Source organism: Sphingomonas trueperi (assembly GCF_040545965.1).
Classification (GTDB): domain Bacteria; phylum Pseudomonadota; class Alphaproteobacteria; order Sphingomonadales; family Sphingomonadaceae; genus Sphingomonas; species Sphingomonas trueperi_C.
Map to the genome: position 1 here is coordinate 735,481 of NZ_JBEPMV010000002.1, position 24,431 is coordinate 759,911.

24 protein-coding genes are annotated in these 24,431 nt (G+C 65.0%); 9 read left to right on the plus strand and 15 right to left on the minus strand.

Features of this window, described 5'->3' with window-relative positions:
• Positions 1-81: 81 nt before the first annotated feature.
• The 8 genes from ABIC35_RS07340 to ABIC35_RS07375 form a co-directional block, all read right to left on the minus strand.
• Positions 82-1,134 carry a HoxN/HupN/NixA family nickel/cobalt transporter gene (locus ABIC35_RS07340; protein ID WP_354278370.1) on the minus strand — a complete coding sequence of 351 codons (1,053 nt, stop codon included), beginning with the start codon at positions 1,132-1,134 and terminating at the stop codon, positions 82-84.
• Positions 1,131-1,832: an aquaporin gene (locus tag ABIC35_RS07345; protein ID WP_121077964.1), complete on the minus strand. Its 702-nt coding sequence runs from the start codon at positions 1,830-1,832 to the stop codon at positions 1,131-1,133. Before ABIC35_RS07345 ends, ABIC35_RS07340 begins: the two co-directional genes overlap by 4 nt.
• A 1-nt stretch (position 1,833) precedes the next feature.
• The gene (locus ABIC35_RS07350) at positions 1,834-2,169 is read right to left on the minus strand and encodes an SH3-like domain-containing protein (RefSeq protein WP_220667363.1); all 336 of its coding nucleotides are present in this window, start codon (positions 2,167-2,169) and stop codon (positions 1,834-1,836) included.
• Positions 2,169-2,828, minus strand: coding sequence for a nitrile hydratase subunit alpha (nthA, locus tag ABIC35_RS07355; protein WP_121077967.1), 660 nt, complete (start codon positions 2,826-2,828; stop codon positions 2,169-2,171). The genes ABIC35_RS07350 and nthA overlap by 1 nt, the downstream gene beginning before the upstream one ends.
• Entirely contained in the window at positions 2,828-3,157 is a 330-nt protein-coding gene (locus ABIC35_RS07360; protein WP_121077969.1) for an SH3-like domain-containing protein, read from the minus strand. The genes nthA and ABIC35_RS07360 overlap by 1 nt, the downstream gene beginning before the upstream one ends.
• Positions 3,158-3,435: 278 nt before the next feature.
• Entirely contained in the window at positions 3,436-4,695 is a 1,260-nt protein-coding gene (locus ABIC35_RS07365) for a hypothetical protein (RefSeq protein ID WP_121077971.1), read from the minus strand.
• Between the two features lie 96 nt (positions 4,696-4,791).
• Positions 4,792-5,505, minus strand: a complete 714-nt coding sequence (locus ABIC35_RS07370; protein WP_354278371.1) for an ATP-binding cassette domain-containing protein — start codon at positions 5,503-5,505, stop codon at positions 4,792-4,794.
• On the minus strand, positions 5,481-5,609 hold the full coding sequence (locus tag ABIC35_RS07375; protein WP_354278372.1) for a hypothetical protein: 129 nt from the start codon (positions 5,607-5,609) through the stop codon (positions 5,481-5,483). The genes ABIC35_RS07370 and ABIC35_RS07375 overlap by 25 nt, the downstream gene beginning before the upstream one ends.
• Positions 5,610-5,688: 79 nt before the next feature.
• Between ABIC35_RS07375 and ABIC35_RS07380 the strand changes: the two genes are divergently transcribed.
• On the plus strand, positions 5,689-5,832 hold the full coding sequence (locus tag ABIC35_RS07380) for a hypothetical protein (RefSeq protein ID WP_183049413.1): 144 nt from the start codon (positions 5,689-5,691) through the stop codon (positions 5,830-5,832).
• A 639-nt stretch (positions 5,833-6,471) separates the two neighbouring features.
• Here ABIC35_RS07380 and ABIC35_RS07385 read toward each other — a convergent pair.
• Positions 6,472-7,326, minus strand: a complete 855-nt coding sequence (locus tag ABIC35_RS07385) for an alpha/beta hydrolase (protein WP_121077974.1) — start codon at positions 7,324-7,326, stop codon at positions 6,472-6,474.
• Between the two features lie 559 nt (positions 7,327-7,885).
• On the opposite strand from ABIC35_RS07385, the gene ABIC35_RS07390 reads away from it, so the two are divergent.
• Positions 7,886-8,503 (plus strand): response regulator, encoded by a 618-nt coding sequence (locus ABIC35_RS07390; RefSeq protein WP_354278373.1) that lies wholly within the window; start codon positions 7,886-7,888, stop codon positions 8,501-8,503.
• 17 nt (positions 8,504-8,520) lie between these two features.
• Here the strand turns inward: ABIC35_RS07390 and ABIC35_RS07395 are convergent, their stop codons facing one another.
• The gene (locus ABIC35_RS07395; protein ID WP_121079487.1) at positions 8,521-8,901 is read right to left on the minus strand and encodes a winged helix-turn-helix domain-containing protein; all 381 of its coding nucleotides are present in this window, start codon (positions 8,899-8,901) and stop codon (positions 8,521-8,523) included.
• 255 nt (positions 8,902-9,156) lie between these two features.
• On the opposite strand from ABIC35_RS07395, the gene ABIC35_RS07400 reads away from it, so the two are divergent.
• Positions 9,157-12,216: a sensor histidine kinase gene (locus ABIC35_RS07400; RefSeq protein WP_183049414.1), complete on the plus strand. Its 3,060-nt coding sequence runs from the start codon at positions 9,157-9,159 to the stop codon at positions 12,214-12,216.
• On the opposite strand, the gene ABIC35_RS07405 is transcribed toward ABIC35_RS07400, so the two are convergent.
• Positions 12,213-12,509, minus strand: coding sequence for a GNAT family N-acetyltransferase (locus ABIC35_RS07405; RefSeq protein WP_121077978.1), 297 nt, complete (start codon positions 12,507-12,509; stop codon positions 12,213-12,215). The two genes, ABIC35_RS07400 and ABIC35_RS07405, sit on opposite strands and share 4 nt — an antisense overlap.
• Positions 12,510-12,545: 36 nt before the next feature.
• Entirely contained in the window at positions 12,546-13,322 is a 777-nt protein-coding gene (locus ABIC35_RS07410; RefSeq protein ID WP_354278374.1) for an alpha/beta fold hydrolase, read from the minus strand.
• 638 nt (positions 13,323-13,960) lie between these two features.
• Here ABIC35_RS07410 and ABIC35_RS07415 point away from each other — a divergent pair.
• From ABIC35_RS07415 to ABIC35_RS07440, 6 genes are all read left to right on the plus strand, one after another.
• On the plus strand, positions 13,961-14,971 hold the full coding sequence (locus ABIC35_RS07415) for an aldo/keto reductase (RefSeq protein ID WP_121077982.1): 1,011 nt from the start codon (positions 13,961-13,963) through the stop codon (positions 14,969-14,971).
• Positions 14,972-15,308: 337 nt separating this feature from the next.
• Positions 15,309-15,449 (plus strand): hypothetical protein, encoded by a 141-nt coding sequence (locus ABIC35_RS07420; RefSeq protein WP_183049415.1) that lies wholly within the window; start codon positions 15,309-15,311, stop codon positions 15,447-15,449.
• Complete coding sequence (locus ABIC35_RS07425; protein WP_121077984.1) at positions 15,449-17,557, plus strand: FUSC family protein; 2,109 nt, start codon at positions 15,449-15,451, stop codon at positions 17,555-17,557. Before ABIC35_RS07420 ends, ABIC35_RS07425 begins: the two co-directional genes overlap by 1 nt.
• Positions 17,554-17,766 (plus strand): DUF1656 domain-containing protein, encoded by a 213-nt coding sequence (locus ABIC35_RS07430; RefSeq protein ID WP_220667364.1) that lies wholly within the window; start codon positions 17,554-17,556, stop codon positions 17,764-17,766. The genes ABIC35_RS07425 and ABIC35_RS07430 overlap by 4 nt, the downstream gene beginning before the upstream one ends.
• Positions 17,763-18,731 carry an efflux RND transporter periplasmic adaptor subunit gene (locus ABIC35_RS07435; RefSeq protein ID WP_121079490.1) on the plus strand — a complete coding sequence of 323 codons (969 nt, stop codon included), beginning with the start codon at positions 17,763-17,765 and terminating at the stop codon, positions 18,729-18,731. The genes ABIC35_RS07430 and ABIC35_RS07435 overlap by 4 nt, the downstream gene beginning before the upstream one ends.
• A complete protein-coding gene (locus ABIC35_RS07440) occupies positions 18,728-20,206 on the plus strand; it encodes an efflux transporter outer membrane subunit (protein WP_183049416.1) in 1,479 nt (492 codons plus the stop codon). The genes ABIC35_RS07435 and ABIC35_RS07440 overlap by 4 nt, the downstream gene beginning before the upstream one ends.
• Positions 20,207-20,294: 88 nt before the next feature.
• On the opposite strand, the gene ABIC35_RS07445 is transcribed toward ABIC35_RS07440, so the two are convergent.
• The 3 genes from ABIC35_RS07445 to ABIC35_RS07455 are packed head-to-tail and all read right to left on the minus strand — an operon-like array spanning position 20,295 to position 24,294.
• Positions 20,295-21,668, minus strand: a complete 1,374-nt coding sequence (locus tag ABIC35_RS07445; protein ID WP_121077988.1) for a c-type cytochrome — start codon at positions 21,666-21,668, stop codon at positions 20,295-20,297.
• Entirely contained in the window at positions 21,665-23,833 is a 2,169-nt protein-coding gene (locus tag ABIC35_RS07450) for a xanthine dehydrogenase family protein molybdopterin-binding subunit (protein WP_220667365.1), read from the minus strand. The genes ABIC35_RS07445 and ABIC35_RS07450 overlap by 4 nt, the downstream gene beginning before the upstream one ends.
• A gap of 2 nt (positions 23,834-23,835) precedes the next feature.
• Positions 23,836-24,294, minus strand: a complete 459-nt coding sequence (locus ABIC35_RS07455; RefSeq protein ID WP_121077989.1) for a (2Fe-2S)-binding protein — start codon at positions 24,292-24,294, stop codon at positions 23,836-23,838.
• Positions 24,295-24,431: the final 137 nt, after the last annotated feature.

A 24,431-nucleotide genomic window follows, 5' to 3' on the forward strand; every position in this document is an offset into this window, starting at 1 on the left:
AAGCACCTCAGGGCGGCGAAGGATGGCGCCCGCGCGCTACTTCGACACTCGTGCGCCGCGGAATTTCCAGCCTGCCGGGCGTTAGCACTCGGCCGGTGCGCGGGCCGGTGCCTCGGTGCATCGGAAGAGGCAATAGGATAGCAGCCACGCAAGCGCAAAGGCAGCGATGATCGCGAAGCCCAGCGCATTGAAGTTCTCGTTCAGCGCGGTGGCGATCTGGGCCGACACGCCTTCGAGATGAATGCGGCGGACGACCAGCGCGATGATTTCCACACCGCCGATGAAGAGGGCGACGGCAATCGACATCAGCGTGATCGTCATATTGTAGTAGAGCTTGCGCACCGGCTTCACGAACGCCCAGCGATAGGCGCCGACCATCAGGACCCCGTCGGTGGTATCGAGCAGCGACATCCCCGCCGCGAACAGCACGGGAAAGATCAGCGCGGCCAATGGCGACACACCGTGCGAGGCTTGGGTGGCGGACAGCCCGAAGAGCGTCACCTCCGTCGCGGTGTCGAAGCTCAGGCCGAACAGGAACCCCAGCGGCGCCATCTGCCAGGGTCGGGAAATCAAGCTGAACAACGGGCGGAACAGACGGGATAGCGTTACTGTGCCGGCGAACAACAGATCGAGTTCCCCGTCATCGATCGCGTCTCCCGCTCGAACGCGGCGCAGGGCGCGGACGATCGTGCGCAAGATGACGAAGTTCATCGCGGCGACGGCGAGCAGAAACGCGGCCGAGACACAGGTGCTGATCGTGCCTCCGGTTTCCTGCAACGCGGCAAACACCTGCAGTCTCGACGTAGCGAGAACCACCAGGGCGGTAACGAGGATCACGACGAGCGAATGGCCGATAGCGAACCAGAAGCCCACCGACACCGGTTCCTGGCGCTCCTGCATCAGCTTGCGTGTGACATTGTCGATCGCGGCGATGTGGTCGGCATCCACCGCGTGGCGCAGGCCCAGGCCGTATACGACCACCGCAATGCCGAGCGTCGCCGGCTGGTCGTGGAAGAAAAGCAGCGCGGCGGCCCATCCGCCGAGGTTCAGGACCGCGAGAACCGCATAGACCCAGGCGAGGTGGCGACGGAAGCGGGCGCTTGCCGCAGGCGCCGACGTCGCAGGTGCGATCACGCGTCGGCTCCCCTGGGGAACAGCAGCAAAATGAGAAGCAGTGCGAGCAGCGCGCCGACGATCTCGGCGCCAATATAAGGCGCCAGCGATGCCCCTCCCAATGCAACCGGACCTGCGGAGACCGCCGCTCCGAGGACGATTGCCGGATTGGCGAAGGAGGTGGTCGGCAGCGCGATGACGGCGGCGATCAGCCAGGCGCCGACCGCGAAGGGTCCGGTCTCCACCCGCTTGCTGCGCATGCAGCCGAACACTACCAGCATCAGTCCGGCGCTGGCCACGAGCTCGCTGGCAATACCGTCCCAGCCGAAGCCCCCGGCCCCGCCGACCGGCGCGCTCCAGAGCAGCGCCGCGGCGGTCCCGCCGGCAAGCCCGCCAGCGAACTGCGCCAGCACATAGGCGATGGCGCACCCGCGCGAGCGCTCCCCGGCCAGCCATTGCAGCATGGTGATCAGGGGATTGTAATGGCCGCCCGAGACGCTGCCGAGCGCCACGATCAGCGCCACCAGCGCCGAAGCGATCACGGTCGCGGTGATCGGCAGGATCATGCCCGGCACCGCCGCGAAGGCTCGCGCAGCGGCGATCCCGCCCCCGCCTGCGGCAAGCATCAGGAAGAAGGTACCGGTTCCCTCCATGCCGGCGCGGCGCCATAGCGCCAACCTGGGATCGGCCTCGTGAAAGCAGGTGGGCTGTGCGGCCATGTCAGTCCGCCTGCTGCGCCGCGAACCGCGCCTCCACCTCGGCCATCTTCTCGGCCAGCTCGGTGGGCGTGAAGAAGCCCTTGGTGAAACTGATGTTCGCAAAGGCGACGATCCAGCGTTCGTAATAGGGCAGCTTGCCGATCAGCGTCTCGCCGAGTGCTTCCACACCCTTGCGCTTCTCCTCGGTGTTGATCAGCTTCTTGAAGTCGAGCACGTCGGCCAGCGCGTGGCAGCGCTTTTCCCACGGCTCCAGCACATGCTCGACGCGCTGCACCGAACCGGCCTCGAACCCGCCGATGTCGTTCGGCAGGCGGCTGACGAAATCCTGGGTGGGCATCAAGCGGCCTCCTTCTCGAGCGTTACGGGGATCACGCCGATCATCGCGTCGCGGGTGACGATCGCGGCCAGCTGCGCCTCGGACCAGCCTTCGGTCCCCTCGGGGCGGCGCGGCAGGACGAGGTAGCGGATGACCGCGGTGGAATCGCTGACCCGGATCTCGACATCGTCGGGAAGGATCGTGCCGAATTCGGCGAGCACCTTGCGCGGCTCGCTCACCGCGCGGGCGCGATAGGGCTTGAGCTTGTACCAGTCGGGCGGCAGGCCCAACACCGGGCGCGGATAGCAGGAGCAGAGCGTGCACACGATCAGGTTGTGCACCTCGGTGGTGTTCTCCAGCACGATCAGCTGGGTATCGTCGTAGAAGCTGATCCCCAGCTCCTCGCAGGCGGTGCGCCCGTTTTCGAGCAGCCGCGCCTTGAAGGCGGGATCGGTCCAGGCGCGTGCCACCACCGCTGCGCCCAGCGCGGGCGTGCGGCTGTCCAGCACCTCGATCTGGTGGCGAATGTCGTTGGCGGTGAGATAGCCCTTCGCGATCAGGATCTCGCGCACTGCCGTCTCCATCACCTCGTAATAGCCGGGGGCGGCGTCGGCGGTGATCGGGGCATGGTCGTCATGGTCGTGGTCATGCCCGTGATCGTGGTCGTGATCTTGTGCCATCAGGCCAGCTCCAGCCAGGTTTCGAAGATTTCGATGTGGAGTTCGTCGCGCGGCGAACCGTCATAGTCGGTCCAGACTTCGGTCATGCGGAACGACACGCGGTAATAGTGCAGCTTGTTGCCGGCGTTGCGGCCATAGCCTTCTTCTTCATTGTCGATCATCGCGGGTTCGATCACCCGCTCGACGGTGCCGACATGGCCGCGAAGATAGATCGGCACGCGATAATGGCCGATCGGCGCGCGCTCCAGCACGCGAACCTGTTGACTTTCGGTGAAGGCAGGCAGTTCCTTAAGCGCCGGCACAACCGTCGCCAGGGGTGATGCGTCCATGCGATCGGCTCCCGCTTGTTCTGGCAAAAACCTCGCAAATCAGGAGGATGACGGCCATTCTACGCGGTAGGGTTATACCCTATACCGAGGTTCGCCCCTCCGGCCGGAATCGTGCCGGTACGCGGCGGGCGTCGCACATTTGTCGCCCGGCCGCGGAACGTGATGTGCCCGAAGCGTTCTGGCCCAGCCACGCGCAGGGGATCCGGCTACAGCCGCCTCCCCGGGCGTTGTAGGAGATGCTGGGCGCAATAGCCTTGGGCTGATTTCCGCACGTCGAATCAGGTGGCGAAATAGGCGTACCACCCGAAGAGCAGGAGCATGCGCGGCGCGAACGCCGAGCCGGTGAAGGCGGCGACGGCCATGGCGAGAAATGCCGTGGTCGCACCCACTCCGCCCGCGAGCAATAGCGGTTCGAACGACCCCGCCCGCAACGTTGCCGGCACAGCCATCAGCAACGACCAGATCGTGCCCGCCACCACGAAGGCAGCGCGCCGGTAGGACGCCGATGTGGGCGTCGTCGCCGCCAACGCGGCGAGGCCCCGCCCCTCGTTCCGGCCGGCTTGCGCGCTCAGCGCAAAGACCAGCAGCAGCAACGCGGCCGGGCTGCCGATATGGCGATAGGCGCCCACAAGCCCCAGCAGCGCTGCCGCGATCGCCAGGACGAGGAACCCGCCGCCCTGGCCGATGAGGAGGAACTGATCGATGCCCTGCCAAACCCATGGCGCGCGCACGCGGGTGGCGGGCAAATCGCTCGCCTTCCGAACACCGAAACGCAAGCGCGGCTGCCATCGGTGCCACGCCCGCTCCCGCGTCGAGGCGATGCCCATCGGCCGATCGATCGCGCTCGCGAGGAGTGCCACCGCGAGCGCAATACCCAGCCAGGCCAGCCGCGAAAGCAGAAAGCCGTCCGCAGCGAGCCCCCGGTTCGTATCAAGCGCCACCCGACCGGAGCGAACCGGGCCGCCACCGATCGAAAACTCCCGGGCTAGGACGGGCGCGTTGCCGACGATCGGACGCGTGTAACCGGCGGGATCCCGCATGTTGACCGGGAAGCTCGACGGGCGGTGGCCGACCGCGACGGGCAGCGACAGCATGGCGATCCAGCACAGGAACGCCGCCACATCGCCCAACGCGCCGCGCGTGATCGGCGCCGCGTTCAACAGGTGCCGCACGGCCACCATGCAAAGCAGGCTGGACGCGGCTATCACCCAGGTTGCGCCGACGAGCAACGGGACGGCGACGGGCCCCTGCCCCATCCGCCAGGCGAGCACGCATCCGGCGACCGTAGCGACCGCAAGCGCGCCCAGAAGAACGACGCCATCCGCAAGAAAATGGCCGAGCACCATCGTAGCGCGCGGCGCGGGTGCCACATCCTCCACCTGCCAGGGCCTGCGCCGGGTGACGCTGGACCGCAAATAGAGGAACCCGACGGGCAGCAGCATGGTGGACACGACGACCCCGAGGGTAAGTCCGACCGCGCCCCAATCCATCACGAGCAAATGGTCCTCAAGGGCGATGTGGATCGTGCTGCCGTCCACCAGGAAGCGCGCGCCGATGGATCAACCACAGCCCGCGGCTTCGCCGGTAGCGCCGCAGATCGTCGGCGCAGCAGGCCCATAGTGCACCCAGCGCCGTCATAGCGGGCGAACCTCTCCCTGCTCGACATGGAAGCTCGTTTGCGCCGTGCCCGCCAGAGCATGTTCCAGATGGGTCGTCATGACCACGATCGCCGTGGAGGCGCGCTCGCGGATCAGCGCCACCACACGCGCGATGCTGGCGGAATCGAGTTCCGCAGTCGGCTCGTCCAGGGCGAGCAACTGCGGATCGCCGAGAATCGCCTGCAACAGGATCAGCCGCCGGCGCATGCCGCCGGAATACGTCGAGATCCGCCGCTCCAGATCGTCACCAAGGCCCAGGGCGTCGGCGAGAAAGCGCGCCTGTGCCTCGCTCGCTCCGCGGTCGAGTTCCTTCAGCGCAGCCATGTGCAACGCGAATTCCAGCGCGGTGAGATCCTCGGGCAGGTCGACCGCCTGCGGGGCATATCCTAGGCTTCGCCGCAAGGATTTGCGCGCAGCCGGGAGCGCCGCGCCGTTCCACACTAGCGTTCCGCTAGTCGGTCGCTCCGCGGTGGCGATCAGCCGCAGCAGGGTGGACTTGCCCGCACCGCTGGGGCCGACGAGCAGGCTCAGCCCCTTCGAGAGCTGCAGGTTCACCTCCGCCAGCACGGTCTTGCGGCCGTAGCGCTTCGAGACATTGCTAAGGTCGAGCGTGGGCATTGCGATTGCGTTCTCCAGAAGTTCAAGGTCCGGGCTGCGATCGTACTTCAGACCGGTGCTCTTGCGCCCCACGACTGAGTGCTCTCGTAGACGATGACGCGATAGCGCGCGGCTGCATCGGCGCCCGGCTGCACGACCAGGGGGCGCCCGTCATCGGCCAAGTCTGTCACTGCCATGCCCACCCCCTAGAGCAAGACCTGCGGGTAAGACGCTAATACGTACGTATGCGCAGCTCTCCGCGGGCAAACCAACCGGATGATCACTCGCCGATCGGTCGAAATCATCCAGCAACCGGCATCGGCGGTGACGGCGCTGTACCTGTGTTTCGCGGTGGTGCCGGTGCTGCGTTTCGCCGGCAACGCGCTCTGCATCCTGTTCTATACGCTGGGCGGCAGCTAGAAGGTCTCACCGGCACGAAGGGCACAGGGTTTTCGGCATTCCGCAGCGCTTGTGATCAAGACTGAGGCGATCTACCCGGACGAACCGAATGGTCCGCAGGCTGAGGTGGCGCCCAAAGTGACTCCTTATGAACCGCGCCGAATTTGCCGGAGACCATTGGAGATGGGACACGCTGCCATATCGATTTGGTGTAAGGTTTCGGCGATGCGGTGCATCGTTGGAAAGGCTGCGGAGGGTGGTCGATCAGAGCCGGCAGGGCACCGATGTGGTGCTTCAGGCGCGGCACACGCGGCCTGATCGACCGTATCGTACTGACGCCGGTCGACGGCCGGCTGCAAGTAGACATGACGGGTGAACTGGCGGCGATGCTGCTGATCTCGCAAGAGGCCAAACGCAAAAACACCCCGGAAGCGGCTGCGTCCGAGGTGCGACAAGTTAAATTGGTTGCGGGGGCAGGATTTGGCCGCTGCAGAACTAGGCTTTGCCTGCGAAGCGCGCTGATATCTCCACAGCGCCAACGTACGCACGTAAGCTGATTTGGTCCAACATCGCACCGAGAGTGTGGGCTGAGACCCAGGCCATGCGTCCTTTCGATAGCGCTACCGCCGATGATCTGGTTACGGTGAATGTCAATCTGCGCTAGGCGGCAGGCACGCGCTGCGCTAACCAAGACAGAATGTCTCTCATGACGGCATCTCTGCCGATGTCCGATAGAAGATCATGATAAGCCCCCTCGTAGAGTCGCAGCGTTTTATCCTTGGATCCGGCCATCTCATAGAGTTGCTGACTTCCGCTGGGCTGCGTCGCTCGGTCGGCGGTACCGTGGAGGATAAGGATCGGCGTCGTCACATGCGAGAAGTCGCGACCCAATCGCGTTCCCGCGCGGATCAGTGCCGCTACGGTAATTGCTGGCTGGGTCTCGCCGGCGATCAGCGGATCGGCATTCAAATGGGCAATCCATTCGAGGTCGCGGGAGAAGTCTTCGTTCTTCAAGCGCAGTACAGGGGCCCGAGGCGCAACGTGACTGAGCAACCTGACCAATGCCAATGCTATGGCGGGCGCGGGTAGCCGGAAGGCAAAGCTTTCACAGATTAAGCCCTGCAACCCGAAAGGGTGGTCGATCGTGTAGAGGCAAGCGGCCACGCCACCGGCACTGTGTCCCAGTAGGTACAACGGCAGGTCCTGATCGCGTTGCCTCGCCAGCGCTATCATGGCCGCGATGTCCGCCACATAGTCGTCGAACCGGGTGATGGTGAATCGCGGGCCGCTGGATCGACCACGCCCGCGCAGGTCCACGGCATAGACCGCATAGCCCGCGGCAACCAGTTGCTCGGCAGCCCGTGTATACAGGCCGCCATGCGCGTTGAACCCATGGCTGATCGCCACGATCGCGCGCGGTGACGAAACGGGGCGCCAGGCGCGGACAAAGACCGACACATGATCGACCGACAGAGTGATCTCTTCAGAAACCAGGGGGGAGATGCTCTCGGTCATTGTCTTACTCCGGACGGATAAGGGGCGTCGAAGAACAACCTGGCGAAGAGGAGGCCAAGCATCGGCACATCCGGGCCACGAGGATTACCTCCCATGGGCTTCTGGCGCTCTCCCCGCCCGCTGGCATGAAGATGGTCTTCGATCGCCGCGAAGAAACAGGTTCTGACCCGGGGCGCGGACTTTGGGAAACCATCAGGAATGCGCCAACATCGGCAGGCACGTTAGACTAAGGAGGTACGGGCGATAACAACTTGGTCATCCTTCGGCATCGTCCTCCTGTGTCGGCAGCAGCGCACGGCACGAACGATCCGTCCGCCCAAGGGGTATAGGCCATATCCCTACGGCGCTCTGGTCAGCTATGGTAAGGCGCGGTTAAATGCTGGCGATGCGCAGCGCACGCGTGGAGAACCGATGCCAGGAGGGACTTAGTCCCCCGTTTCGGGAGCGGTGTCGCCGTAAGCCGTGGAAAATTCGTTGCAAGATTGCTAGTATAGCCGAAGTAGATACCACGGTCGCGACTTCGGGGAATGGAAGGGCGCCACCGGGAGATTGGGGAAACGTGACGATACGGGTGCTGACGGTCGATGATCACGCCACGGTCCGCGACGGTGTGGCCGCGCTGATCGCTCGGCAACCCGACATGGAGATCGCAGGCGAGGCAGCGAATGGCGTGGAGGGCGTGGCGATGTTCCGCGCGCTCACGCCTGATGTGACGCTGATGGACCTGCAAATGCCGGACCTGGACGGCCTCGATGCCATCGGCAGGATTCTGAACCTGCGCCCCGGGGCCAGGATCCTGGTGCTCACCACTTACTCGGGGGACGCACAGGCGGTGCGCGCGATCCGGGCCGGAGCCGCGGGCTATCTATTGAAGAGTTGCCTGCGCACCGAATTGCTGGACGCGATCAGGACCGTACATGCCGGCCGCCGCGCAATGAGCCCTGAGGTCAGCCACGCCGTGGCCGAACATGCACTGGATGAACAGCTCACCGATCGTGAGATGGCGATCCTCGGCATGGTTGCCGAGGGACACCCCAACAAGCAAATCGCGCGAAATCTTGATCTGTCGCCGGACACGATCAAGTCACATCTCAAAAATATCTTCGCGAAGCTGAGGGTGGACGACCGCACCCATGCGGTAACTGTTGCGATCAGACGCGGCTTCTTCAATCGCTGACCTACGCTACGGCACGCTTAGTTCTGTACGTCTGCGATGAAGCGATAGCCGCGGCCGGTAACGGTGGCGATGTAGAGCGGCGCTTTGACCCCTTCGCCCAACACTCTGCGCAGACTCGCAACATGAACCTTGAGGTTGCCGTCACCGACGAAAGTGTCGGGCCACGTGCGCGCGCGCAACTCGCGCTTGCTGACGACCTCTCCTGGACGCTCGGCCAATATGGTGAGAATGTCGAGTGCGCGGGCACCGATCTTCACGGGAGCATCATGCTTCAGCAGCAACTGCCTGCCAGGCTTGAGAACGAAGGGGCCGAAACGGAAGCACCGCTCGATCGCTCGCACCAAGGGTGCTTGGTAGGAGGGCAGCGGCGCAAGCGTCGGTAAGGCGGCAGACGACATGCTGATGATCTCCCGTTTGCATCGCTCCGCACCCTCACAGCGGGTGCAATTCAGGGTGCCAGTCATGCCGGAACGATGCTGTGATGCCACGAAGACTAGGCCGATGGCGGCGGTGGCGCACCCTACCCCCGGGTCAGCTAGCTTCACCCATTTGGGGGATCGACATGACCGGCTGCCCTGCTGCCTCGTGACACCCGGCCCGCTTTGGACGAAATATGCCGCATGCCGTGCCGCGCGAAATATTGGATGTGGGGAGTGCTGGCGTCGTTCTTAGGCGCGTGCGAGGCGCCCGCGGCGACGGGACAGCGTACCCTTCAACAACTACGCCATACCGCCTGGACCGCACGGGAAGGCGCACCACCCGAGATCTGGGCGCTCGCGCAGTCGGAGGATGGCTATCTGTGGCTGGGAACTGGCAGCGGGCTCTACCGATTCGACGGCGCGCGCTTCGAGAAGTTCCGCCCCCTGAACGGCGAACGCCTGCCCTCGCTCAACGTCAACTCCCTGCTCGCAGCCCGCAATGGCGATCTGTGGATTGGCCTCGCGTCGGGCTCCGTCGCAAGGCTGCGCGCAGGACACCTGAAAGCCTTCGATCTCGGGATACCGTCCGTCGCCGTGCTGGCACTGGCTGAAGACCGCGCAGGCGTGGTCTGGGCGGTTCTGGGCGAGGACAACAGGGGTGGCGTCGTACGTTTCAGGTACGGCCGATGGGAGATGCTCGGCCGCACTCAGGGCATTCCGGCAGGTGCGGCCACCAGCGTTCTCGCAGCGGCAGACGGATCGGTGTGGGTCGCGGTGGGCGGAGAGTTGGAGGTGCTGCGTCCCGGCGCCACCCGATTCTCGCGCGTGCCCGCCTCGGCTTCGGAGAGGCCGCAAGTAAGGCAGGCGCCCGATGGTGCGATTTGGCTGAGCACCGGAGCGCGGCCCGGTCTCCAGCGCATCGAGCCATGGGCGCAGGACGCCCCGCCGACATGGGTGCTCCCGCCGAGGACGGCCAATCCCCGCGCGGAAAGCTTGCTGTTCGACCGGCGCGGCAGCAGCCTCTGGGGGACATATGGAAGCGGCGGGGTTTTCCGCCTCGGTCTGAGCCGGGTTGGCGCCGCTCTCGTCGCCCGGGGCCCGCGCGAGAAGTTCGGTGCCGAGCGCGGCCTGACGTCCAATCTCGCCAACCCCATATTGGAGGACCGGGAAGGCAATATTTGGGTAGGGACAAACTTGGGCCTCGATCAGTTCCGGGAAACGAGCGCGGTGGTGGCGACAGGGCTTCCCACCGATTCGCGGAACGGCTTCAGGATCGCGCCGGGGCCTGCAGGTGCGATGTACGTCTCCACCAACGACGGGTTGTTCCTCGCCGCCCCCGGGCGCGCCGCTCGCAAGCTGGCTGGACTTCCGCGGCGACCGTTGATCCTGCACACGGACGCGCTAGGGCGCACTTGGATCGGCACGGACCGAACGCTGGGCGTGTGGTCAGGAACCGCCGTGCGCGATGTGCCGTTGCCCTGGTCGCGACCGACGCCCTTTGCGCTTCTGGAGGAACGTCACGGCGAAATCTGCATATCGTCGGCAGAAGGCGCCTTCTGCCGGGAGGGCAGCGGATGGAAGCGCCAACCCCAGCTCGCCACGCCGGGGTACGCGCCTACGCAGATGCTTCGCGACGATGCCGGGCGCGTCTGGATCGCGGAAGGCCATCGGATCGAGATGATCGATGGATCCACGCGGCGCGTATTCTCCGCACGCGAGGATCTCGCGCTGGGCATTGTTGTGGTCATCGCCGTTCGAGGAGAGCATGTCTATGCGGGAGGTGACTTCGGATTAGCGCGGTTCGACGGCCGCAACTTCATCACCCTGAAGGCAGACGTTCATCCGTTTCTGAGCCGGATTGCCGGGATTGCCGAGACGTCGGACGGCGACCTTTGGCTCAATGCCGCCAGTGGCGTAATCAAGATCGCGCGCGCCGACCTTGAAGACGCGTTCGCGCACCCGCAACGCCCGATAAAGGCACGCATGTTCGACCGCGACGACGGTATGCCCGGCGTGGCGCAGCAGGATTCCTGGTCGCAAACGGCGATCGAAGCCGCGGATGGACGCCTATGGTTCCTCACCAGGGTCGGGGTCGCGTGGATCGATCCGAAGCAGCTATTCTTGAATCGCTTACCTCCACCGGTAATCATCAAAGGCCTGATTTCCGGGACACGCGCCTATGTTGGCGGGGAGCTCCTACGACTGCCCGCAGGCACCTCGAACCTCCAGATCGCCTATACCGCGACGAGCGTTTCGGTGCCGTCGCGCGTGCAATTCCGCTACCTGCTGGAGGGAATTGACGATGGCTGGGTAGACGCGGGCACGCGCCGCGAGGCCTTCTACACCGGCCTTGCACCGGGCAGATACCGCTTCCGCCTGATCGCAGCGAACGAAGACGGCGTGTGGAACCAACAGGGCGCGACCCTGGAATTCGAAATCCCGCCCACCTTTGTCCAGAGCTGGCCGTTCCGCCTCCTTTGCGGTTTCGCGGTGCTGCTGCTGCTCTGGCTTGTGTACATGCTCCGGCTGCGGGCCGTTTCCCAACGCATCCGCGCGCGGACGGCCGAGCGGACGGGCGAGCGCGAACGCATCGCCCGCGAGCTGCATGACACGCTGTTGCAATCGGTCCAGACGCTCACCCTGCATGTACAGGTGGCCGTGGATGATCTGCCGCAGGGCACGCCGGAACGCGCGAAGCTGGAAAATGCCCTGACGCGCGCGGACCGGGCGATATCGGAGGGCCGCGACCGCGTCCGTGACCTGCGTACGCAGCATGATCCCGAAGGCATCGTCGAAATCCTGGCCGACATCGTCGCCGACCAGAGCTTCGGTCCCGCAACGAGCGTTCGCATCCAGGCCATCGGCAATCCGCGGCCTCTGGCGCCGTGCACGATCGACGAAATCGTCCGTATCGCCGGCGAGGCCGTCGCCAATGTTCGCCAACATGCCGACGCAAACCAATTGCACATCGACATTCGGTTCGCCCGCCCTTTCACCATCCGGTTGTTGGACGACGGCGTAGGGATACCGTCCCCCATCCTCGAAGAGGGGCGGAAGGCCGGCCATTACGGTCTGCAAGGGATGCGGGAGCGGGCGAGGAAACTGCGCGGCACCCTCGACATCCGGTCCCCCTCGGAAGGCGGCACGGAGCTGTTACTCGCTATCCCCGCGCACATCGCCTATGAGCGTCGCGGCACATCGCGATGGTCGGCGTGGTTGGACAGGGCGCACCGCCTGTTCAACGCACGGCTGTGGCGGCGGCTCGCCAACTCCCGGAACATCACGATCGACTAGGTCGTGCTGGGCTCGGCCAGAAGATCGCGCGCGTCGGGATGCCGCTGCAGATAGGCGCTGACGAATGGGCAGCGCGAGATCAGCCGCAACCCCTGCGCGCGGACGTCGGCCAGCGCGCCGGCAATCAGGCGGCTGCCGATCCCCTGCCCCTCGAGGGCCTTGGGAACGACCGTGTGGGTGAAGACGACGATGTCGTCGTGGCGACGATATTCTGAAAAGGCGATCCCCCTTGGGGTCACCAGCTCGTATCGGCTTGCCGCCACGTTGTTCTGAACGTCGTCATTTTCGTGCATGGTGTTCCTCTCACCGTCGGATGCGGCCGGACCTGTCTAACGAAGCTGGCGCTGAAGGAAGTCCCGCATGTGATCCGCGATCTCGGCTGCATGTGTCTCGAGCGCAAAGTGGCCCGCGTCGAGCAGGTGCACCTCCGCCTCGGGCAGATCGCGCAGATACGCTTTCGCGCCCGCCGGCAGGAAGAACGGATCGTTCGCCCCCCAGACCGCGAGCAGCGGCGGCTGACGGTCGCGCAGATACGCATGGATGCGCGGGTACAGCGCGACGTTGCTCGCATAATCGGCGATCAGGTCCAACTGGATCGCGTCTTGCCCGGCCCGCGCCAACAGCGCGGAATCGAGCCAATAGCCTTCGGGAGCGACCTTGGCCGGATCGGGCGCGCCATGGGTATACTGCCACTGCGTAGTCTCAAGCGTGAGCATGCTGCGCATCGCATCGCGGTTGGCCGGTGACGGGTCCGCCCAATAGGCTCGCGTCGGCGCCCACCCGTCGCTCATACCCTCTTCATAAGCGTTACCGTTCTGGGAGACGATGGCGCTGATTGCATCCGGGCGTTCCAGGGCGAGGCGGAAGCCCACCGGCGCGCCGTAATCGAACAGGTACAGGGCATATCGGGTCAGGCATAGCGCGTCGCAAAACGCGCCAATCGTCTCCGCGATGCGGTCGAAGCTGAACGCGAAGCCGTCGGATACCTCGGTGAAGCCGAAGCCGGGAAGATCCGGGGCGATCACCCGGTATCGATCGGCCAGGCGCGGCATCAGGGACCGGAACTGGTGCGACGAACTGGGGAAGCCGTGCAGCAGCAACACCACTGGCCGCTCTGGATGACCCGCCGCACGGTAGAAGATCGATCCGCCCGCTACCTCGATCCGGTCAACGGCGATTTCGAACGGTTCGGGTGTGTTCGGCATTTGCACCCTCCTTCGGAATAGCCCCAGCCGATCGTCGAGCAGCTATCCGCCGATGGATTGGCCGATCGTATCCGCGCTCGAGAAGCGACACAAACCTTCTCCGCCACCGACCAGCCTCGATGCAAGTAAAAATTTGTACATTTTTGTATATCGCGCCACCAAGGCCGACGCCTTCAACGCATAAAACCATGGCTTACTAAAATTCACCACAAGTTACTATCGGATCGGCAATGCTGTCGTACTTATATGAGTGATTGTACCATCTGAGCAGGTCAAAGAGTCAAATTCGGCATTCCCACTTTCATCTTGTCGATCGACATCGAGCGGGCAAGATCCCTTGCTTCGTGGCCCCAGGCAGGAACCGTATGCGTGGTCGCTCGCTCCCCAACGATTCCCGACCTGCGGTCTGGAACGCCCGCCTGAATCCAGCCCGCATGGACTGTGACCTGCCGACGGCTTCTGGAACCCAGCATCGCACAAGCAGGTGATCCGCACGGTGACCGAACGGATCGCGAGAGAAATGATCAAGGAGCAAGAAGATGGCCATCAAGCATATCCTCAAGAGCCGGCTGGGTTTTGGTGCAGCGCCGTTGGGCAACATGTTCCGCGCCATTCCCGAAGAGGAGGCGCTGGCCACCGTCGAGGCGGCATGGAAGGATGGCATTCGCTATTACGACAATGCTCCATTTTATGGCGCCGGCCTGGCGGAGATCCGGATGGGTCAGGCGCTCGTCGGCAAGCCACGCGACGACTATGTGATTTCAACCAAGGTCGGACGCATCGTGCTCGACGAGATCGACTCCGCACCGCGTGACAATGGCGAAAAGGGCGAAGTGTTCAAGCACGGCCGCCCGAACAAGGTCGTCAACGACTATTCAGAGGCCGCGACCTATCGCTCCATCGAAGACAGTCTGACGCGCCTCAAGACGGATCATGTCGAGATCGTCTGGGTCCATGACGTGGCTCAGGATTTCTATGGAGACGAATGGCTCGGCAAGTTCGAGGAAGCGCGCAAGGGCGCATTCCGTGCGCTCGATCGGATGCGCGACGAAGGCATGATCAAAGCCTGGGGCCTGGGCGTGAACCGCGTAGAGCCGATCGAATTGCTGTTGGCGCTCGAGGAGGCCCGGCCGGACGGCTTCCTCCTCGCCGGACGCTATTCGTTGCTCGACCATGACCGGGCGTTGCAACGGGTGATGCCGACGGTTGCGGAGCGGGGCTTGGGGATCGTCGTCGGAGGTCCCTACAGCTCCGGTGCGTTGGTGGGCGGACCCAATTTTGAATATGCGCCTGCTACGCCCGCAATACTTGCCAAGGTCGCGGCGATCAAGGCGATCGCCGATCGCCACGGTATTTCCATGAAGGCCGCCGGCCTGCAGTTCGCGCTCGCCAATCCGGCCGTCGCCGCGGTGATCCCCGGCGCCAGCCGCCCCGAGCGGATCGCCGAAGACGGAGCGGCGCTACGCGAAGTCGTTCCTGTCGGCTTCTGGCGCGAACTGCGCAAACAAGGCCTCGTCAATCCCGCCGCTCCCCTGCCCATTTCGGACTGATCGATCCGAATGCATGTCCTGTCGTTCCCCGGTCGCCGCGCCCCGCGTCGACCGGATGGCGCCCCGCGTCTGCGCCATCGACGCTTTCTCGATCAGCAAAAGGAAATGACCATGGAGGTTCTAAGAAAACCGCTTCATTGATGCTGGTGTGGCGTGAAACCAGGAAAGCGGCAGCATGTCCCGCCGGGGCGAATGCCTATCGGAAACGGCACACCTCAATAGCGCTTAGCGAAGTTTTGCGAACGCCCTTTATTCACCCAAATTTACCCCAGCATCCAGATACGGCGTGTTACCTCCCCGATCGACGGAAACCCGTCGCAGTAACAGGACCAAGTGCTTGCAGATGCGGGTCGTCATCATCGGCAGCCAAATTGGAAAACCTCCACATGGCAGCGGCGCCGAATGGATCAAGAAGCTGATGGTTAAGGTGTTCCATGAAATCTGCGCAGGGCGCGTCATGCTCGTGGGTTCTGCCTGATGTCTGTCAGGGGATCACCGGCACCGATCCTCAGTGCACACGGTACATGGGCGGCGCTTCGCGTTCCCTCGACACACGACTATGTCTTCTCGGCGAAGGCAGCACTTGCCGTCGCCGTAGCGCTGGCGATCGGCTTCAGTCAGAACCTCGAAAATCCTTACTGGTCCGCGCTGACCGTCTATGTGCTGATCGGCCAGCCCGAGGCCGGCGCCATTCGTTCCAAGGCGATATTCCGATTGCTCGGTACCCTGGCGGGCGGAGTGATCGCCATCCTGCTCGCCATCCTGTTCGCGAGCCATGTCGGTGCATTGTTGATCGCCAGCATCCTCGCCATCCTCGTGACCTTCTACCCGAAGACGCTCGACCGAACCCCGACCAACTACACCTGGTTCGTGGCGCCGCTCACCATTGCCGTTCTCGCGATCGCGCAGGCACCGCTGCCCGGAACGATCTTCATGATGGCGATGAACCGGATGCTCGAGATCTGCCTCGCGATCCTAGTTGTAGGTCTGATTGACAGCGTCCTGCTGCCGCGCTCGGCGATGCCGGGCTTCAGCCATCTGATAATCGACTGGCACGTCCGGGCGAGCACCTGGGCAGCCGCGGCGTTGTCCCCCGATGCATGTCAGACGACGGACGCACGCGCAGCGCGACGGCTCGGCTTTCATAAGTTCGCGGGCCTGCTGACGCTGCTTGCCGCGGCCGGTATCCAGCTTCCGTACGACATCGTCCCAGTCCCTCCGCGTCGTCGTGACATGCGGCTCCTGCGGCTGTTGGTCTCGCACGTGGTCGTCCATCTCGCCGCGTCGAACCTCTGGGTCGAGGCGGCGCGCCGAACCTCAAACGGGCTGGCTGCATTCGAGCTTCACCCAAAGGCGGTTCGCGACTGGATGTTGGAAGGACCGGCGCTCAACAACGGCGCAATTCTCGGCCACGCGGCGCAAGGCCTCGAATTAAGCGACAGGCTTCTTGCCAGCAGCCGGGAAAATATGGGTGGCACCGATTTCGGGCGGCTGCTTCAGGCCACGGCATTGCTGCGATTGTCGGAGCTCGTCCGCCACTATAGCAGGCTCGAACAGAGCGTGTTTGCCGTCATCACCGGCACCCGGCCGGATCCTGAGCTTCGCAGGGCAGCGCGCGCGGCCTGGCCGGCTTGGAGCACCGACTATGTCCTGGGCCTGGCCGATACCCTGCCGCTGGCCTTCGCGCTCTTCCTATGTTCAGCTCTCTGGTACTTCACGGCTTGGACCGCCGCCATTTTCGCGATGGTGTTCGTGTGCATAACGCTCGGGTTTGTCCTCGGCACACCGGACGCGCTGCGATCGACGCGCGGCATCCTTCTCTGGGTCACGATCGCGAACGCGTTGACACTTCTCTATCAATTCGCGATTCTGCCGCGCGTCACCGATTTCCCGTTGCTCCTGATCGTGCTGGCCGCGGCGATGATCCCATTCGGCCTGCTGGCAGCGATGTCTCCGGCAGGGGTGTTGATCCTCGCCAACGCGTTCGCATCCCTCGGCCTGCAGAACGCTTATGCTGCTGACTTCGGGGCAACACTCGAGCTCGCGCTCGGTTCGATGGCCGGATGCATGATCAGCTATGGTGCCCTGCACCTCTTCCAGTTCGACCGCGCTCGCTTTCAGGCGCGCAGGCTCGCCCGCGCCCTCCGCAATGATGTCGTCGACGTCGCCCGGCGCCACCGTCTCCCCACGACGGATCGTTTCGTTTCGCTCAGCGTCGATCGGATGTCGCTATACTTCGCCGTGGTGGACGGCATGCCGACGGACGACCCGCTGCAGCGCGAAGACATGCTGACGCCCTTCCGCGCGGGGGCCAATCTGCTCCGCCTGCGCGCACAGGAAGACCATCTTCCCCCGATACGGCAAGCAGTCGCCGAGGTGAGAGACGCGATCGCAATGGAATTTGCGAAGCGTGGCGCGCCTGACCATCGGGCCATTCTTCCGTACCTCGACGCTGCGCTGGCAGCGGCGATCGAGCTTCCGGAAAGCACATCGCGCGCGGAAGCACTCGCCGCACTCATAGGCCTGCGGCTGGCGCTTACCGCGCCGTCGCCCCTGATGCCGAGCACGGCGGCAGGTGCTGCGTGAGCAACCAGTTGATGATCGGCGGCATTGTCATTTCGCCAATCGTGGCAGCGTGCGTGCTGGCTATGACCGCGACCTTCGTGCTGTCACTGCTGCTCAGTCGGCTCGGCTTCTATCGGATCGTCTGGAACAGGCCGCTCGTCGAAGTAGCCATGTTCTGCATCCTGCTCGCCGCTGCTGGCCGCCTGCCCATCATCGGGATCTCAACATGACGCGCATCGTCCTCAACATCGGCCGTGTGCTGCTGACATTGCTTTTCGTCGCGGCGGCCGTGGCGGCGCTTGTCTATGTTTGGCAGCGCTATGAGGATGATCCCTGGACACGCGACGGCAAAGTCCGCGCAGACAGTGTTCCGGTGGCGTCCGACGTATCGGGTCTGGTCACGCAGGTTCTGGTGCAGGACAATCAATTTGTCCGAAGCGGCACGGTCCTTTTCGTGGTGGACAAGGAGCGTTTCGCTGCCCAGCTCGAGCAGGCCGATGCGAGCGTCGCGCGTGCCAATGCAACGCTCGCCAATGCACTTCGCGAGCAGCGTCGCTACGTTGCGCTCGGGGATCTGGTCAGCCGTCAGGAGCGCGACCAGCACGTGACGGCTGCAGATGTCGCGCGCGCGACATTGCGTCAGGCGGCGGCAGACCGGCACATCGCGCAGATCAATTTCGAACGCTCCGAAGTGCGCGCCCGGGTCGATGGGTATGTTACAGGCTTCAGGATGCGCCCTGGCGCCTATGTCACGAGCGGCGTTCCAAACTTTGCGCTACTCGACGTCAACAGTCTCTACATCCTCGGCTATTTCGAGGAGAACAAGCTCCATCGGGTGAATGTTGGCGATCGCGCACGAATCGTGCTGCTTGGCGATAGCCGGCCGTTATGGGGGCACGTCGTGAGCATGGCGGCCGGGATCACCGACCGCGAGGATAGTGCCTCGAACGGCGCCCTGCCGAACGTCAATCCGACATTCTCGTGGATCCGCCTCGCCCAGCGCATCCCCGTTCGCGTCGTTGTCGATGCGGTCCCGCCGGGCATGAAGATGGTGGCGGGTCGCACGGCGAGCGTCATCATTCTCCCAGCGGCACACGCACGGAGGACAGACGCCTCCAAACAAGATGGGGGCGCAGCCCTCGTGACTGCGCCCCCTCCCCCGGCCGCCCGAGCGGCAGGTACGACACGATCGTGAAGCGAACGCTCGCCACGACCGCCGCGATCGCCACCCTCGCGTCGTGTACGGCCGGTCCCGACTATCGGGCGCCTTCCGCGATGCGCCCTCTGTCCGCGCCGCCACACCTGATCGAAGCGAAAGGCCCTGCTTTTGCCGTCGAGGAGCCGCCAAACGCCTGGTGGCGTCTTTATGCTGCCCCGGAACTCGATGCGCTGGTCGACAAGGCCCTGCGCTACAATGCCGACCTGCGCACTGCGCTCGCGACGCTTGAGGCAGCGGAAGCGGCGCTCCGAGGGACGGAGCTTGCGCGCACGGTGCAGACGGGACTGGCGTCGAGCGCCACTTACGGACAGGGTTCGGGGGACGCTCGTGGCGCCCCGAACGCACTCCGCCCGGCGCCCCTGTACGCATGGTCCGCCGCGGTAAGCTACGATGTCGATCTTGCCGGGCGGATCAGGCGCGGGATCCAGGCGAGCGTCGCCGACATCGGTGTCGCGCAGGCCGCGCTCGACCTCGCGCGCGTGAATGTCGCCGCGGCGGTCACCGGAAGCTATGCGACGGTCTGCGCGGCGGGCGATCAGATCGCCGTGACGAACCGCTCGATCGCGCTCGCGGAGAATATCGTTTCCGTCGCGCAGCGCCGGTTCAAGGGCGGCATCGCCGGCGTCAACGACGTGGTTCGCGCCCGCGCGCTTCTCGCCCAGACCGAAGCCGGGTTGCCGAGCCTCATCGCCCGCCAGCGCGCCGCGCTCTACCTGCTCGCTACCCTGGTGGGGGATCCACCCGAGCAGGTGCCGGCCGGCGTCGCGAGCTGCGCAACGCCCTTGGTGCTGCGTCGCCCAATACCGGTGGGTGACGGTGCCTCGCTGCTCAAGCGGCGCCCCGATGTGCGGGAGGCCGAACGCAGGTTGGCGGGATCCGTGGCACGCATCGGCCTGGCGACCAGCCAGCTCTATCCATCGATCACGCTGGGCGGGCAACTCGGGATCGCCGCCAACAAGGGCAGTGACCTTTTGAGCAACCGTGCGTTCAACTGGGGCGCGGGGCCGCTGATCCACTGGTCCTTCCCCAACATCTCCGCCGCGCGATCCGACATCGCGCGCGCCGGCGCCGTTGCGCGCGGCCAGCTCGCGAGCTTCGATGGCACCGTCCTCGTCGCGCTACGTGAGACCGAAACCGCCCTGTCCAATCTAGCCCGGCAACTCGACGCCGAGCAAAGCCTGCAGCGCGCGCGATCGCAGGCAGCCGAAGCCGCCCAGAATACCGAACGGCTTTACCGAGGCGGAGTCGGTCAGTTCATCGACACGCTCGATGCGGAGCGAACCCTGATTGCGTCCGATGCGGCGCTCGCCGACGCGCGTGCGCGCGTGGCGGACATGCAGGTCACGCTGTTCCTGGCCTTAGGGGGCGGATGGCAGGATGCCCCGGCACCGGCCGAGACGCCCCTCGACGACATTGCCATCGAGAGGCGCAAGCCGCGTCGCGCGAACTAGACCGCGGCCCGCAGGATCAACCGCCGATCGAAGCATATGGGGGCCACCTCCGCGCATCCGCTCGATGGCCCTTGTAGGAGACGGTTTGTCACGGGGCAGATTGGATCCGCAGTTTCGCAACATCCTTCGCGGTGAGCGCCGCCCCCTTGGCGCCGAAGCGCGCAGTGACATAGTTGGCAACCGCCGCGATCTCGGCATCGCTATAGGACCCGCGAAACGCCGGCATAGAAAGCGACGGGGCTGGGCGCTGGATGCCACTCAGAACCGCGAGCGCCACATTGCTCGCGCCGGTGTCGTTCACCGATCGCGCGCCGACCAGGGTGGCATCCGGGTGGATCAGGCTGCGACCGGACCATCCATGACAGCTGACGCAGGCACCTTCGAAGACCTGCTTGCCGCGCGGGTTGGCGGCACCGGCCATCTCGCTATGCCGGTCCGATGCGGCTTCGGCCTTGGGCGCCGGCAGGCGTGCGGTGGAAACCGGCGGGATCGTTCGCAGATAGGTCACGATCGCGCGGATGTCGGAAGCAGCGATCTTGCTCAGGCTGACATCGACCGCCTCGGCCATCGGTCCACCCGCCGAGCCGCGCCCGACGGTATGGCCCGTCTTCAAATAGTCGGCGATCTGCTGGTCCGTCCAGGCGCCAATCCCCGAGTCCTTGTTCTGGGTGATGTTGTAGGCCAGCCAGCCATCGACGACTCCCCCGGCGAATTTCCGCCGGTTGTCCAGCGCCTGCCCCGGATTTCGAGGCGTGTGACAATCGCCGCAATGCGCGAGCGCCTCGACCATATACGCACCGCGGTTCCATTCGGCCGAGCGCTCGACATTGGGCCGGAAGCGCGTGTCCGGATTGTAGAAGGCCGACCAGAGCCCCATCAGCCAGCGCTGATTGAACGGGAAGTTCATTGCGTTCGGCGGTGGCGCGCCGTGATGTTTCGGCAGACTGAACAGATAGGCCTTGATCGCCTTTCCATCCTCGTCGGTGAGCAGGGTGTAGGATTCGTACGGGAAGGCCGGGTAGAGCCGCGATCCATCCTTCCCTATGCCCTTGTGCAGCGCGCGAAGGAACTCCGCATCGCTCCACCTGCCGATGCCGGTCTCCGCGTCGGCGGTGATGTTGGGGGAATAGAGCGTGCCGAACGGCGTGCGGAAGGCCCGCCCGCCCGCATAGGGCGTGCCACCCGTGGTGGTATGACAAGCCGCGCAGTCGGCGGCTTCGGTCAGATACTTCCCACGGACGATCAGGGGCGCATTGCGGAGCTCGGCAGGTACGCCGACGGGGGACGGCCCAGGATAGTCGGCAAGGTCCACCTGCCTGCCTCCGGCAAAGTGCATCGCCCCGGGCGGAAGCATGTACCAGGCCAGCGGCCCGCCGACGCAGATTGCGAGCGCGGCCAGTGCCAGCAGGATGCGCTGCCAATGTGCCTTGATCGATGCAAGAACGCCCTGGCGCGCGCTCATGACAGCGAACCCCGCGTCAAGAGGGCTCGGTCCGCTGGCATGCGACGCAGCGGCACGCCGGTCGCATCGTAGATGGCGTTGCGCAGCGCCGCCACGGACGCCGTGGTTCCCGTCTCGCCAATGCCTCCCGGCGCTTCCCCGCTCGGCAGAAGATGCACCTCGATCGGCGGGGCCTGATCGATCCGCAGCGCGCGATAGTCGTGAAAATTGGATTGCTGGATGCGGCCCTTGTCGTGGGTGATCTCGCCGTAAAGGCCGGCCGTCAGTCCGTAGATCAGCCCACCCTGCAGCTGCGCGATGACCGTGTTCGGATTGACCACCAGCCCGGTATCGACGCAGCTCGTGACGCGGCGCAGGCGGATCTCGCCGAAATCGTCCACCTCGCACTCGACGACGGTGGCAATGAAGCTGCCGAACGCTGCCTGCACCGCCACGCCGCGTCCCGCTCCGTGCGGTAGCGGCGTTCCCCAGCCCGACTTCTCGCGCACCAGATCCAGCGCCGCGAGCAGGCGCGGCGCCTTCTGGAGATGCGCGCGGCGGAAGGCAATCGAGTCCGCCTGTGCCCGCCGCGCGAGTTCCTCGATGAAGGACTCGATCGCGAACACATTGTTGTTGGGGCCGACGCCACGCCACCAGCCGGTCTTGACGCCGGGCGGTTCCTCGCGGACGAACGCCATCCGCACATGGGGGATGTCGTAGGGCATGTCCCGAGCGCTATCGACGGCATCGGCGTCGATGCCGTCTCGGAAGACGACGGGCGCATAGCGGGCCAGAATCGCCGACCCCGTGACCTTGTGACTCCACGCCTCGATGCGTTTATCGCCGAGTCTGGCGGTCAACACGTCGTGATAGGCCGGGCGGAAATAATCGTCCCGCATATCCTCCTCGCGCGTCCAGACGATTTTAACCGGACCTTCGACGTGCTTCCCGATGCGCGCGGCCGTGCCTGCCATATCGGGCTCCAGCCGCCGGCCAAAGCCGCCGCCGAGCAGATGCTGGTGAATCTGGACCTTGTCGCGGTGGACACCCGCAACCTTTGCGACGATGTCGCGCACCCGCGTCATCACCTGCGTCCCGATCCATACCTCCGCGCCATCGGGCCGGATGTGGACGGTGCAATTGAGCGGCTCCATGGTCGTATGCGCCAGGAACGGCATCTCGTAGGTGGCCGTGAACACGTCGCCGGTCTGGAGCTTGCCGAGCGCATCGCCATCGTTACGCGCGATCGCCCCGGGCCGCTCGCTCGCGGTGCGGAGCCGTTCCCAGATGAGCGCGGTGTTCACCACGGCGTTGGGTCCGTCGTCCCAGGTAACCTCGAGCGCGTCGAGCCCGCATTTGGCGGCCCACATGTGATCGCCGACCACTGCGACAAGATCCTCCAGCACGACGATCTGGCGCACGCCGGGAACGCTCCTGGCGGCACGGTCGTCGACATGGCGGACCCGGCCGCCCTGAACCGGGCTGATCCGGAGCGTCGCGAACTTCACGCCGGCGGGCATGGCATCGATGCCGTAGATGGCCTTCCCGTTGGTCTTGTCGGGCGTATCGAGCCGGCGCAGCGGCTTGCCGATGAGCGTGAAAAGCTTCGGATCTTTGAGCGGAGGATCTGCCGGCACCGCCAACGCAGCAGCAGCGTCGATCAGGGCGCCATAGGGAAGGCTCCGCCCGGACGCGTCATGATAGACCACGCTCTTCTGGGTTCGAAGCGTCGTGACGGGGACGCTCCACCGCCGTGCCGCTGCCTGGACCAGGCACGCGCGAGCGCCCGCCCCGGCCTTCCGCAGGGGCATCCAGAAGGCGCGCATCGAGGTCGAGCCGCCGGTGCTCTGCTCCTGCAACAGCGCGTTGCGGTACAGTTTGCCGTTCTCGGGCGCATGCTCCAGCCGGACCCGTGACCAATCGGCATCCAGTTCCTCGGCAAGGATCATGGCGAGCGCGGTGTAGATCCCCTGCCCCATCTCCACCTGGGGCATGATCAGCGTGATGTCGCCTCGCCGATCGATCCTGATGAACGCGTCCGCCGCCAGGGCCGACTCTTCCGCGTGCCCCTCATTATCGAACGGCACGGCGAAGCCGATGACGAATGCGGCTCCGGAAGCCATGCCGAGGAGGCCGCGGCGCGAAAGCCTTGCACTAGTGGGCATGGGGACGTTGACCTCCGCCATCGTCAGCGCAGCGCGTTGGAGGCGTGCTTGATCGCCTCGCGAATGCGAACATAGGTCCCGCATCTGCAGATGTTGCCGGCGAGCGCAGCGTCGATGTCCGCGTCGTCCGGGTGCGGAACGTCGTTGAGGAGGGCCGTCGCCGCCATGATCTGGCCGGATTGGCAATAGCCGCACTGGATCACTTCCAGATCGAGCCAGGCCTGTTGTATGCGAGCGCCAGCGGGTTGCTCGCCGACCGCCTCGATCGTCGTGATCGGGCGCGACCCGACCGCACCGACCGGCAACACACAGGAGCGGACGGCCCGGCCGTCGAGGTGCACCGTGCAGGCGCCGCATTGTGCGATACCGCAGCCGAACTTTGTCCCCGTCATGCCGAACACGTCGCGCAAGACCCATAGCAGCGGCATATCGTCGGTGACGTCCGCTTGCCGAGCCTGTCCATTTATCGTCAGTGTCACCATGGGGAGCCCGCAGCGTTGCTTGAGGAGCCTTTTCCAGCCGCGCTGGCCCCGGCCCCGATTTTCAAGAGGTAGCCCCGATGGGCGCCGTCGGCGCGTGAAACGCGGTCAAGCCAAGTTAATCACGGGCTATCCCTTCA